Source organism: Paenibacillus elgii NBRC 100335, from assembly GCF_004000865.1.
Lineage (GTDB): Bacteria > Bacillota > Bacilli > Paenibacillales > NBRC-103111 > Paenibacillus_G > Paenibacillus_G elgii.
Genome location: NZ_BIMB01000020.1, coordinates 1 through 13341 on the forward strand (window position 1 = coordinate 1; position 13341 = coordinate 13341).

The 13341-nt window shown below is 39.5% G+C and carries 13 protein-coding genes and 1 pseudogene; 13 read left to right on the top strand and 1 reads right to left on the bottom strand.

What is annotated here, in order from left to right:
• The 5 genes from PEL01S_RS16435 to PEL01S_RS34535 form a co-directional block, all read left to right on the top strand.
• On the top strand, positions 1-292 hold a 292-nt coding region (locus PEL01S_RS16435), incomplete at its 5' end, for a DUF3888 domain-containing protein (protein WP_127461051.1).
• 236 nt (positions 293-528) lie between these two features.
• On the top strand, positions 529-1140 hold the full coding sequence (locus PEL01S_RS16440) for a DUF2239 family protein (protein ID WP_127461052.1): 612 nt from the start codon (positions 529-531) through the stop codon (positions 1138-1140).
• A gap of 54 nt (positions 1141-1194) precedes the next feature.
• Positions 1195-1635, top strand: a complete 441-nt coding sequence (locus PEL01S_RS16445) for a DUF1330 domain-containing protein (RefSeq protein ID WP_174806960.1) — start codon at positions 1195-1197, stop codon at positions 1633-1635.
• A gap of 18 nt (positions 1636-1653) precedes the next feature.
• Complete coding sequence (locus PEL01S_RS16450) at positions 1654-2544, top strand: alpha/beta fold hydrolase (RefSeq protein WP_127461054.1); 891 nt, start codon at positions 1654-1656, stop codon at positions 2542-2544.
• A gap of 44 nt (positions 2545-2588) precedes the next feature.
• On the top strand, positions 2589-2726 hold the full coding sequence (locus PEL01S_RS34535) for a hypothetical protein (protein WP_163768235.1): 138 nt from the start codon (positions 2589-2591) through the stop codon (positions 2724-2726).
• A gap of 285 nt (positions 2727-3011) precedes the next feature.
• On the opposite strand, the gene PEL01S_RS16455 is transcribed toward PEL01S_RS34535, so the two are convergent.
• Positions 3012-3629: a TVP38/TMEM64 family protein gene (locus tag PEL01S_RS16455; RefSeq protein ID WP_108534104.1), complete on the bottom strand. Its 618-nt coding sequence runs from the start codon at positions 3627-3629 to the stop codon at positions 3012-3014.
• 368 nt (positions 3630-3997) lie between these two features.
• Between PEL01S_RS16455 and PEL01S_RS35710 the strand changes: the two are divergent.
• From PEL01S_RS35710 to PEL01S_RS16495, 8 genes and pseudogenes are all read left to right on the top strand, one after another.
• Positions 3998-4147: pseudogene (locus PEL01S_RS35710) on the top strand (RNA polymerase subunit sigma-70); the annotation flags it as partial.
• Positions 4148-4475: 328 nt separating this feature from the next.
• Complete coding sequence (locus PEL01S_RS16465; protein ID WP_127461055.1) at positions 4476-6269, top strand: sensor histidine kinase; 1794 nt, start codon at positions 4476-4478, stop codon at positions 6267-6269.
• Between the two features lie 2 nt (positions 6270-6271).
• Positions 6272-7336 carry a response regulator transcription factor gene (locus PEL01S_RS16470; protein ID WP_127461056.1) on the top strand — a complete coding sequence of 355 codons (1065 nt, stop codon included), beginning with the start codon at positions 6272-6274 and terminating at the stop codon, positions 7334-7336.
• Positions 7337-7718: 382 nt separating this feature from the next.
• Positions 7719-8672 (top strand): ABC transporter permease, encoded by a 954-nt coding sequence (locus tag PEL01S_RS16475; RefSeq protein WP_239551447.1) that lies wholly within the window; start codon positions 7719-7721, stop codon positions 8670-8672.
• A 13-nt stretch (positions 8673-8685) separates the two neighbouring features.
• Positions 8686-9537 (top strand): carbohydrate ABC transporter permease, encoded by an 852-nt coding sequence (locus PEL01S_RS16480; RefSeq protein ID WP_239551448.1) that lies wholly within the window; start codon positions 8686-8688, stop codon positions 9535-9537.
• A 33-nt stretch (positions 9538-9570) separates the two neighbouring features.
• On the top strand, positions 9571-11139 hold the full coding sequence (locus PEL01S_RS16485; protein WP_127461057.1) for an extracellular solute-binding protein: 1569 nt from the start codon (positions 9571-9573) through the stop codon (positions 11137-11139).
• 77 nt (positions 11140-11216) lie between these two features.
• The gene (locus PEL01S_RS16490) at positions 11217-12209 is read left to right on the top strand and encodes a Gfo/Idh/MocA family protein (RefSeq protein ID WP_127461058.1); all 993 of its coding nucleotides are present in this window, start codon (positions 11217-11219) and stop codon (positions 12207-12209) included.
• A gap of 27 nt (positions 12210-12236) precedes the next feature.
• Positions 12237-13226 (top strand): Gfo/Idh/MocA family protein, encoded by a 990-nt coding sequence (locus PEL01S_RS16495; RefSeq protein WP_127461059.1) that lies wholly within the window; start codon positions 12237-12239, stop codon positions 13224-13226.
• Positions 13227-13341: the final 115 nt, after the last annotated feature.

A 13341-nucleotide genomic window follows, 5' to 3' on the forward strand; every position in this document is an offset into this window, starting at 1 on the left:
CGCCATTAGCGCAGGTGGTGGGAGTGTTCAATCAGATGTATTATCAGGATCACCAGATATTTATCCTTATTTTGTTGATGTGAAGTACATTGAAAGAATCAATGGTTTCCGTGGTTTTGATTTTTTCATCACACTTGATGTGCGACCAACAGTTGGCCCCCATATCCCTGTAGGTGAGGATGTCTTTACATATAGGGTTTCGGCTGCTGGAGTTGAGCTAAAAAATTTTGAACATGTTAGAGGACCGAATAAGGATGACTTCCCACCAAATTACAAAGATCTTTTAAAGTAGCGGCAGCTTGCATTTAAAGCTGCCGTTTTCTCAAACTAACGGGCAGTTTTTGCGACAAAACACAACATGCACAACATAAAGCAAACACTAGCCCTCAACAGTGCGGTTCCTCTTAGGCCGTGTCTTTTGCATTTATTCCCTCCATGACGAACGGGAAAATATATTTTACCCGGGTAATATTGATTGTTTATTTTTATCCGGGTATAATTGGAGAGGTAATCAGAGAGGAGGTCAGCATGAGTAATGCCCTTACGCGCTTTTACTGCACGGCATTTTTGGGTGTGGGAGTCGTCGCCAGTGGTTCGTTACAGCACGTTGTTACTACAGTGAAGGAAGCTCTGGATGACAGAGACCTTACACAGTTGCTTTTATTTGACGATTCCACGGGGAAGCCAGTAGATGTTGATTTTCGTGGGAAGACAGATGATGTGCTCAAACGATTAGGAGAACAGTTTGGTGACTTACCCGGTACGGAAGTGAATCACCAGCCTACACGGCGGGTCGGTCGACCCAAGCTGGGGGTTGTTTCCGGTGAGGTTACGTTATTGCCACGGCATTGGGAATGGCTCAAGAGTCAACCTGGAGGGGCGTCGGTAACATTACGAAAACTCATTGATGAGGCTCGCCGTGCTGGAGAAAAACAGAGCAATATCCGAGAGTCACAAGAAGCAACCTATAACTTTATGACAGCTATGGCCGGGAACTTCCATCAATACGAAGAAGCTCTGCGGGCACTGTATGCTGGTGATTTGGATCGTTTTTACCACTTCATCGATGACTGGGCACCTGATATCAGAAACCATGTCAAAAGATTAGCCGCTAATGCATTCCCTGAAGAGAACTTATGAATGAAGGCATTTGGAGGGTAAAGAATAAAAAAAGGAACTACGAAAGGAGCCGCTATGACAGAGTTTGAATCTATTCGTTACATCGAACCAACGCAACGCGCTGGCATGAGGTTCATGCAACGAGGCATTGAGGGCAGCATCGTCATGTTGAACCTGCTGCGTTTTCGTGATATTGCCGATTACACAGCCAATCCTGAACTAACACCGGAGGACCCAATCAGCGGTGCCGAAGCTTTCAACCGCTATATTGAGCACACCCTCCCATTTCTCCGTGAAAGCGGAGGTGAAATCATGTTTCTTGGCGATGGCGGAGAGTTTCTTATCGGACCCGAAGACGAAAGATGGGATCTTGTTATGCTGATCCGCCAGAGCAGCGCACAGTCGTTTCTTGCTTTTTCAAGTCATCAAGACTACCTGGCCGGTATCGGGCATCGGACTGCAGCGATCGAAGATTCACGCCTTCTGCCTATGGCAGAACTTCCGATACCGAATTAATTGGGGGAGAACAAGATCATGAACATTCTGAAAGTCAACGGCGTTGATTTGGCCTATGACAGTTTCGGTAACGAAAATGACGAGGCCATTATCCTAATAGCCGGGCTTGGAACCCAGATGATCCGATGGACGGTTCCGTTTTGTCGGATATTAGCAGCGCGGGGCTTTCGCGTAATCCGCTTTGACAATCGCGACGTAGGTTGCTCGACACACTTTAGCCATTATCGGGCGCTGGATTTTGACGCACTGGCGACTGCTCTCATGTCAGGAGAGCGACCGGACATCCCTTACACTCTCGATGACATGTCCAACGACGCTATCGGACTGCTCGACGCCCTTTCAATTGACCGGGCACATTTCGTTGGCAGGTCGATGGGCGGAATGATCGCCCAGATTGCAGCCAGTGAGTACCCTGAACGGGTTTTATCACTCACCTCCATTATGTCTAGTTCCGGTAATCCCACCCTTCCGCAAGCTTCCCCGGATGTCATGGCGATGATGACTAAACCGGCGCCGAACCCCTTTGAGGATGAAGCAGGATTTTTGGCGCACAGCCTCTCTTTTGCCAAACGCATCGCCGGCACTGGCTATCCGTTTGAAGAAGACGCTTATCGGGCACTCATTCTGGAGGAAGTCCGGCGAGCCTACGATCCAGGCAGTGTCGGACGACAAATTGCCGCGATCGCTGTCTCCGGTGACCGTCGTCCGCGGCTGGCGACCATAAAAGTACCAGCACTTGTCATTCATGGGGTGGACGATCCCCTGTTCGTCCCGGCGTGTGGCGAGGACACGGCTTCTGCCATCCCGGGCGCCGAGCTAATGTTGGTTGACGGCATGGGACACGACCTGCCGCACCAACTGTACAAAGTAACCGCTGATGGCATAGAGCGAACGGCTCGTCGCAATTGACACGCGCTTCCTGAATAGCAACCAGCCGGAGTCCCCCGGGCCCAATGGGACGAGTAGGCCCAGGGCGCAGCGCTGATCAATCTGCACCCTTGGCGCATACGACCCGGGTGGAAGCGGCGGTGCTCTTGGAACGGTTGTTAAAGCAGCTCCATTTGAACGTATATGTGGAAACGATCGAATAAGCGCCGGTTTCATGATAACATCGTGAGCCGGCGCTTTTTTTGTGGGGATTTTTCCAAACAAAGACGATGGTCAGATTCAGAAACGAATTATTCAAGTAACGGGTACGATAGTGCAAAAGACCAGGAAGTAGACCGGCGCGGCAACGATGAAGAAATGATTAGCTTCCTGGTGGATAAAGGCAGACACTTCAAAAAACCTCTTATCGGGAATGCTACTGAGTTATTCTTGGATCAATTTCCGGCGGCCGTGAATTTCTTATCAGTAAATGCCCGAAGCATAACTGCTTAAAGCCATCGCTTCTTGAGCCAGACGCAGTAGACGACGTAGACGGACGCCAAAAAAAGGATATATACGCCGACGGACAAAACGAGCTTGCTTGTGCCAGCAAACAGGTTGCTGCCGATGAACGCAAACAGGAGCATAGCAGGAATTTTGCCCAATGCGGACGCAACGGCGAATGTAACGACCGGAATGGAAGTAATCGCAGGAATGACATTAACGACAGCCTGAGGGATAACCGGGATCAGTCGAGCCAATAAAATAGTCAGGAACGGATTTTTTTCAATCGCGGCTTGGAGCTTTTCCAGCTTCTCGTACTTGGACAAGTAAGCACGGCCCTGCTTTTGAAACAAGTAGCGTGCCAGGCAAAAAACAATGACAGACGCGACGGAAGCAGCTGTCCAACTGATCAAAGCGCCCAGCAAAGGACCGTACATAAACCCTAGCAAGCCGATAACTATTTTGTAGGGGATGACCGGTACGATAATAAAACCGAGCGCAGCCGCAAAAATAAGCAGAACGGGCGCATCCCCATACTGCATCCAATGCAAAATTTCATCCTTGAATACATAGACAATGAGTATGAGCACGAGATACATGCCGATGGTGTACCATTTCTTCATTTGGTAGGGTGTCTCCCTTTGTCTGAGTCTTTACTTCTGGCCGTGTCGATCATACTTAGTGTAACACACATGCATTCTTCATTGGTGTTCATTGTCCGCTTGACGAGCTCGAGCGAAGAGATAGACCTATATGGTTAATCAAAGCAACAAGTGGCAGTCTAGGAATTGTTTTTTTTCTACATTCCCCCTTCAGGGGGGGATGTTTTTTTTCTAAGGACGTTTTCGGTAGCTTCGACGCTGCGGCTATGCGAAATGGATGTAAACTTTTGTGTACGGCTTCCGGGCTTTCGCCCACATACACTAATACTAATCTTTGCGCGAAGACTTCCGAGACCGTTGATCGGCAAACACCTTAGGGGGTGGCTGGAATGCCCGGATTGTTCAGTGCCGTAGCTTTATTTATTAAACAGCTTACTTTGCTCGCCTACGTAAAAAACAACGCGTTTCCCCAGTCCTTAGCGGAGGATGAAGAAGACAAACATTTGAAGCTGGTGGCCCAAGGCAATCAACACTCGCGCAAATGGCGGGGAAGAGCGGACACAACGGGAAATTGCGAAGGAGCTAGGTATCTCACGGTCCTACGTATACGGGATCGAGAAGGGGCGCTCATGAAGCTGTATCATGAGTTTCATAAGGCGAAGCGGTAAATCATTTCAAGTTACTGAGGCAGCTTGCCGGTGTAGGCAAGTCTGCCTCAGAGGGATTGTTCAATGTGTAATTATTTTCAAATGATTTTTTCTGATACAAGTTTTTCCTCTTACGTGAATTTATTTGCCATGTGGGTACGAAGTCTTTTATTATTTTAGGTATAAGTATTACAATAGAATTTGGAGGAGAACTTATAAGTTGCGACTAAAACTCATTATATTATTTATAGTATTTCTATTGTTGCCTGCCTTAATATTCTCGAAAGTTTGGTTTGATAGAACTACGGAGACAATAAAAGAAACGACAAGGCAATTTAACGAACAACTTGTGCGCCAGTTAAATTATCAACTTAACGATTACTTTAAAGACTTGGAACGTTCTACTTTACCTTTAATTGCACACCCATTAATAAAACAATTTATGCTTCTTCATGAGGACGATTCATATGAGAGGTTTTTAATTACTAGAAATATAGAGAGTGACCTATTGAGGCCAGCTGTATTTGGTAGACCTGATATATTCTCCATGACAATCTATTCATCTAACGGAATACAAGTGTCCAATCAGGGTGCCTCATTAAGTAATGATGACGTTCAATCTTACATGAAAAATACTGATTACGATAATTTTAATGTAATGGGAATACGTTGGGTTAATGGTAACCCAATATTAACAGTTACCAGAAAATTCAAAGACACAACAACCTATCGTACTTCTGGATTATTAGTAATAAATATTCGACTTAACGAGATTTGGAACATTGTCAGTCAAATCCAGATCAGCTCAAAAGGGAGCCTATGGATAATAGACCAAAACGACCGAGTTTTATACAATTCACAAAATAATCTTGCGAAATTAGGCACAATTGTACCAAGCTGGTTTAAAATGGGCCAACGTGCAGGAAGTATGAATAATTATTTCATACATCAAGAAAATGATGTCTCAGAAATAGTTAATTACAATATATCAGACGCTACGGGATGGACTATAATCTCCGAATTCCCATTTGCTGAACTAAATAAAGACTTAATCAAATTGCGTGATTATTCAATATGGACTTTTGTACTAATTACTCTTGTTGCCGTTTTAATAATCGGCGGGTATACCATTTACATCACAAATTCATTAAATGTATTGGAACGTTTAATGCGTCAAACACAAAATGGAAATTTTCACGTAAGGGCGCCCATGAAACGCGAAAGAGAACTTAATAATCTATTTATAGGATTCAATAATATGATAAATGAGTTAAAACGCCTTATTGTTGAGGTTCATGCATCACAATTACGAGAAAAGGATCTAGTATTGCAACAAAAAGAATCAAGTTTACGGGCTCTCCAATCCCAAATAAATCCCCACTTTTTATATAATACTCTCGAGATAATCAATTCACATGCTCTTCTTCAGGAAATAAGACCCATTAGTAGAATGGCTACATCTTTAGCTGATATGTTTCGTTATTGTATGAAAGACACTATGAATGTCATTAAATTGGAAGAAGAGTTAAATTACATTCTCACTTATCTTGAAATCCAGAAGGAGCGTTTTCCTCAAATGGAATGTGAAATTAGGTGTGGAAAAGAATTATCAAACCAGATTCTAATTGCCCGCCTCTCTCTTCAACCACTAATTGAAAATTGTTTTTTACATGGTTATGAAGATCACATGCTAATGCCGACTTTTATTGGTATAACAGGGGAGTATCAAAAGAGTGATTTTATTATAACGGTCTCAGATCATGGCAAAGGAATGCCTCAAGATATAAAGGATAAATTTAACAATATCTTTACTAATACTGACGCAAAGGGAATTAATAATGATAATTATAATAATGGGGTGGATGGCCACATTGGATTAATAAATGTTCACGCTCGAATTAGATTACTTTTTGGTTATCCATATGGACTTAGTATTGTTAAATCAGATGAAAATGGTACTGATGTTCAACTAAAAGTTCCAGTAAACTCTACAGCAGTAGGGGAGAGGATTTAACAATGATTACTACATTAATTGTAGAAGATGAGAGTTTAATAAGAAGAAGCCTTGTTAAACTAGTATCTGACTCTAGTCTTGAATTCAGTGTAATTGGGGAAGCTTCAAATGGTAGTGAAGGACTAGAGCTATGCAAAAGCCTAATGCCACAAGTGGTAATTACTGATATAAAAATGCCCCAATTAAATGGATTGGATCTTATTAAAAATGCCAGACACCTTGGAATACAATGCGAATTTATTATCTTATCAGGATACGGTGATTTTGTTTTTGCACAAGAAGCTATAAGGTATGGGGTTATAGATTATCTTCTTAAACCCATAAAAACTGAGCAACTTTATATGACACTACAAAAAGTTAAGAATAAATTATATGAAAGACAAGTAGACTGGGGAAAGTATGATCAATGGTTAAACTATTCTTCGGACGAAGCAACAAGGTTGTCCAGTTTTATATGGTCGATGAACGAAAACGAAGCCCTACAATTAATTAAAAATTTTAATCAGCAATGGATCTTGGACAAAGAAACGATTGCTCAACAAAGGAACCGGAGTATAGAATTTCTAAGCAGAGTTAATGTTCAACTTCAGAGTTATAGCAAAATCCAAATCCCTGAAGTTGATAAACAAAAAATTCATAACTTAATTACGTCAGTTTCGGACTTAAAAACGTATAATACAAACTATATATCAACACTAATTACGGTTATACGGGAAAATCGGAATTTTAGTGCTCATCAAAATATTAAACGAACTATTAAATATATAGAAAATAATTATAAAGACAATGAATTGTCACAACAGGCTGTTGCAGAATATGTCAATCTCTCTGTTCCATACTTAAGCCTAATATTTAAACAAAATGTTGGAATCTCATTTTCGCAGTATTTGATTCAATACCGAATGGAAATTGCTAAACAACTATTGACTGATCCTGACCGTAAAGCGTATGACATCCCCGAACTCATTGGATATACGGATTATGCCCACTTTACTAAGTCTTTTAAAAAGGTTTATGGAGTGACACCAAGAGAATACCGAAAATCACTTGGATTTGCAAACAGTTAAGCAGGTTCTCGTACCACGAAAGAGCGGTCCGTCCTCAACAGAGGGCGGGCTTCTTCTATTTTATCACAGATTTAGAGGAACTTTGCAAGACGATGGCAAGCAGTTGCCCAACTAGCTGAAACAGACAGCAGCAAACGGCGTTAACAAGTTAAGTCGTATTCCGGCAGCGCTGGCATCTGCCTATGTATTTGACGTTAGGGACGTCACGTATTATGTTATTTATCATTACATGAAAATATCGCTTACATTTTCTATAAAGCGATTGCAATTTTTGAAATATTAACAAGTCTTAAAAAAACACATTTTTTTAAAGAATATCCATGTACGTTATTAATGCATTCTCATATTATTAAGTTATAAAACATCACATTTGGAGGCTCCTATGAAAACTGACACTCGGCCTTTAACGATCAACTCACTTGAAGCAAAAGGAAAAAGTCGAACGTCGTACTTTTATAAGTATTGGCAGTTATATTGTATGGTTGCGCCCGGAGTCTTGTTTTTCTTGCTTTTCAAATACGTCCCAATAATGGGGAGTGTAATTGCATTTCAGGATTATAATATTTATAAAGGAATTACTGGTAGTGAATTTGTTGGGTTTAAACATTTTTTGACTTTGTTCACTTATCCTGAGTTTACAAGAATACTCTCAAATACCATTCTCATTAGTATATACCAATTAATATTTGGCTTCCCTGCGCCGATTATACTGGCATTACTATTAAATGAAGTTAGAAAAATGTGGTTTAAAAGAACTGTCCAGACAATTGTATACCTGCCACACTTCTTGTCATGGGTTATTGTTGGAGGGTTAGTAATAAACGTTTTATCACCTAATTATGGAATCATAAATGATTTGCTAGAGTATCTTGGTTTCACTCGAATATTCTTTATGCAACAACCTGAATATTTCCGTTCAATAGTTGTTGCATCGGGCATATGGAAAGAAGTGGGCTGGAATACAATTATTTATCTTGCTGCACTTGCTAGTATAAATCCTGAATTGTACGAGGCGGCCGATGTAGATGGAGCTGGGCGACTTAGGAAAATTGTTAGCATAACAATCCCTTCGTTATTACCTACTATTATGATTTTATTTTTATTAAGAATTGGCAATCTTCTAGAATTAGGGTTTGAGCAGATCTATATGCTACTTAATCCACTTGTAGCTGAAAAAGGACAAATTCTAGATACTTATATTTATTCAATAGGTTTATTAGGTGGGCAGTTTAGTTATACAACGGCAATAGGTATATTTAAATCTGTAGTTGGTTTGATTCTTATCTTAGGATTTAATCAAATAAGTAAAAGAGTTACTGGACAGACTTTGTATTAAAAGGAGTGAGAACATGAACAAAAAAATAAGGTTGTCCCCAACATTCAACGCGATCTTACTAGTGGGTATCAGTCTGCTAATGCTGATTCCTTTCTTGAATATCTTAGCAGGTTCTTTTAGTAACGGCCAAGCTATTCTTCAAGGTAAGGTCACTATTTTCCCTGTAAAGTTCACACTTGATAATTATATTGCTGTATTGAAAAATGTTGCAATATGGAAAGCGTTTGCAATTACGGTATGGACAACAGTCTTTGGTACCTTTATGAGTCTACTTTTTACCTCTACTATGGGTTATAGCCTATCGAAGTCCCATCTAAAGGGGCGAAATATAATTATCATTATGGTTATTATTACTATGATTTTTCCGGCACCTTTGATCCCAACCTACTTAGTTGTTAAAGCCTATGGGATGCTAGATTCACTCAGCGCATTAATACTTCCTAGTTTAATAAGTGCATTTAATTTGGTAATCATGATCTCTTTTTTCAAAGGTATTCCGCAAGGACTTACTGAAGCAGCAACAATAGATGGATGTGATGAGTTTAGAACTTACTGGAAAATTATTCTTCCAGTTTCACTTCCTTCTTTAACAACTGTTGGTCTGTTTTACGCAGTCGGGTATTGGAACAGTTATATGAGCGCTATTATATATCTAAGAAATCCTAACTTATATACTCTGCAAGTTAAGTTGAGACAACTTATTATAGAAAGTGATGCTGGTAGCAGTGCCTCAGGTATGTTGATGTCTGTTGAGGGCATAAAAATGGCAACTATCATCATTGCAACTGTCCCAATATTATTGATTTATCCCTTAATTCAAAAGCACTTTATACAAGGTGCGATGCTTGGCTCAGTTAAGGGTTAGTCTATAAAATCAAGAAAATGAGAGGGTGTCCAAATGAAAAGCTTAAAAAGATCTGCTGTGATTTTAACGGGTATTACAATTCTATCTGCATGTAGCAACCAGTCCCCAGACAACAAGGGGAAAGCGTTAAAAGACGCAGAGGCTAATAATGTTCAATCTATTAATATTACGATGAGTTCAAGGTCTCTACCTTACGTCGAGAGTTCTCCTAACATTAATGAGGACAAGTATGTTAAGAAGTTGGAGGAACTCTCAAAGACAAATGTAAAAATTGAGTTGATACCACAAACGGATTTTGATCAAAAACTTAATTTGCTGTTAGCAGCAAATGAGAAATTACCTGATCTACTAGAAGTAACTGCTATTAATACCACAATTACTTCAAATGCTATGAAAAACGGAGCCTTTTTGGAACTCAATGATTTAATTGACAAATATGGCCCCAATTTAAAAGCTAATATTCCTAAAGATGTATGGAATTCACCTGCAATTTCTAGTGGGGGTAAAATTTTCGCAATACCATCAATTAATGGAGTAACACACAATCAAGTCGTTTATGTACGTAAAGATTGGCTTGACAAGTTAGGCCTTCAGGTACCGAAGACAATCGAAGAATACATTAATGTATTGAAAGCTTTCCGCGATCAAGATCCGAATGGCAATGGCAAAAAAGATGAAATTCCATTCTCAGCACGTAAAAATTTTAGGTTTGGTGAATTATTCTTCGGGGCATATGATGTAAATCCTGGTGACATTATTCCAGCCGGCGCTTGGAAATACGTCGATGGTAAACTTATACCTAAGTTTATCCTTCCGGAAATGAAGAATGCTCTTAAACTATACCGTACACTTTATCAAGAAAAACTCATAGATAACGAGATGTTTGTTCTTGAAGGTAAAGACTGGGATGCAAAGATTAAAGGTGCAGCACGAGTTGGAATGTGGGTACACGAACCTAATTACCCTGATAAGTGGTTGTCGGAAGTAAAACAAGGAGATCCAAAAGCTGAAATTATTAATATACCAGCTCCCATTGGTCCTGATGGAAAGGGCGGAGGAGAAAGTTTATCTTCAATTCGATCGGCTTTTGCCATTCCGGCATCTAGTAAAAATGCAGTAAATGTAATTAAATTTTTAGATTGGTATTACTCAAAAGAGGCTGACAACTTTTTAACATACGGAATTGAAGGCGAAGATTATACAATTAATAATGGCAAAATCCAATACAACTACCCTACTTCTGTAGATGCGATTAATAAGGAAAATATGCACTTAATGTTCCTCCAAATTACCGGTAGACCTTATGTGTTGAATGAGGAATTCATGAAAGGAAGACCGAATGGCGATTTAATAACAAATGCTTTAAAAGTTGCTAATAGTGAAGGTCGTATGAATGACGCTGTTGATATGCCAGTTCCAAGTGTCATTTCGACAAAGCCTGAGCTTGGTAAAAATGGATTATTTATGGAAGCTGCTGCTAAAATTATTACTGGGAAAGAAGACGTGGACTATTTCGATAAATTTGTTCTTGACTGGAAAGCACGAGGAGGGGATAAGGCTATAGAAGAAGCGACCCAATGGTATAAAGCAAACAAAAAATAACAAAAAATTGTTCCCTGATCTATGAGATCTACTTTCTCTTCATAGGTCAGGGACATAAATTTTGGGGAGGATAAAGTATGAAAGTAGCTGTATTAGGCTGTGGAACAATGGGAATGACTCACATTGAAAACTTTGATAAAATGTCAAGCGTAGAATTAGTTGCGATTTTCGATACAAACGAATTATTAGCTAATCAAGTCGCCGAGCAATATCTAACAACAGCATATACGTCATTTGAGGATATGATGAAAGAAAAAAAACCAGATGTTGTGAGTATCTGCCTTCCTACCAATTTTCACAAGGAGTATGTATTAAAAATCGCCGACAAAGGTAGTCATGTTATTTGTGAAAAGCCGATTGCACCATCAATGGAAGATGCTATTGAAATGGTTAAATATTGTGAAGATAAAGGTGTGCGACTTTTTATCGGACACGTTGTTCGTTTCTTCCCAAATTATGTTGATATCGCTAAAAAAGTTAAAGCAGGTCTAATTGGGGATGTTGGTGTAATCCATACCAAACGTGTCGGATCAAATCCTGCACAAGCAAGGTCTTGGTATAAGGATTCTAGTGGAGGAGTTATCTTAGATCTGATGATCCATGACATTGACTTTTTGTGTGGATTGATGAATGAGGTTACTTCGGTTTATGCTCTTAATAAGGTAGAACAAGGTCACGACTATGCTTTGGTTACTTTACGGTTTGGTAACGGAGCTATAGCTAACTTAGAGGCATATTGGGGTTATCCTGGTCCATTTACTACAGCAGTTGAAATTGCTGGTACAGAAGGAGTTATTCGATATAACAGCAATGAATCAATTTCAATAAAAATAATGAAAGCATTGGATACACTGAATGACCAAGCGAATACCGTTGCTGTCCCGCAAAGTCCTGCTCTCCATAATCCTTACTATTACGAACTTAAACATTTTATTGAATGTATTGAAAATAATGAAGATCCAATTATTTCCGTTCAAGATGCATTAATGGCAGTTAATGTTTCTTTAGCTGCCAAAAAATCAGCTGAAACAGGACTTCCAATTAAAATCGATCCGATAATCCAACTTTAATGAAAAATAATTGAGGTGTTTAAGGATATGAGAAAATTAAAAGTAGGCATGATAAGTTTTGCACATCAACATGCAATAGGTTATTTTAAATCCTTGAGATCGAATTCAAATGTCATTATAACTGCAATATCAGACACAAATTATGAACGGGTAAAAGATTACGTAGAGAATACAGGTATAAAATACTTTAATAATTATAACGAATTGCTTATTACCGATGTAGACGCAGTTGTTATTTGTTCGGAAAATGTGTATCATGCTCAAATCACTATTGACGCTGCACGAGCAGGGAAAAATATATTGTGTGAAAAGCCTCTTGGTATAAGTACAGAAGAAATGAAATTAATGATTGATACGTGTCGTGAACATAACGTTCAATTAATGACAGCTTTTCCTTGTAGATATTTGAGGCCTGTAGTAGAGGCTAAAAAAGCATTAGATCGAGGTGAGATTGGGAATGTAATTGCTATAAAAGGAACAAACCGTGGTACCATGCCGGGAAAATGGTTTATTGATGCTGCTTATTCTGGCGGAGGTGCAATTCTTGACCACACCGTACATTTAATGGATATTTATAATTGGTTTCTTAACAGTAGACCTTTTGAAGTCTACGCTGAAATGGGGACTCTTTTTAACGATATTAAGATCGATGACTCTGGAATGGTTCATGTAAAGTATGAAAATGGTGTAGTGGCAGTCATTGATACAAGTTGGTCAAGACCTAAGTCATTCCCTACTTGGGGGGATGTTACTATTGAGATAATTGGGACAAAAGGTGTTATTTCAATTGATTCTTTTGCTCAAAAAAATGATATATATAGTAATAAGAACACAAGAGCTCAATGGAGTTATTGGGGCGATGACATGGATCAATTACTGATTGATGATTTTGTAAGAGCAATATTGAATAGCACCAATGTTGCCATCAGCGGTCAAGACGGATTAAATTCAACGGCTGTTGCACTTACTGCTTACAAATCTGTAAAAGAGAGCAAACCTGTAAAAATCAATTACTAAATTAAATATGAATTGATTCGGCTCATTGTATGTGTCGAATCAATTTTTGATTTTGAATATCAAGTAAAGTCTGCATTACTACAATAAAATTTTTAAGGCAGATTATATACATGAA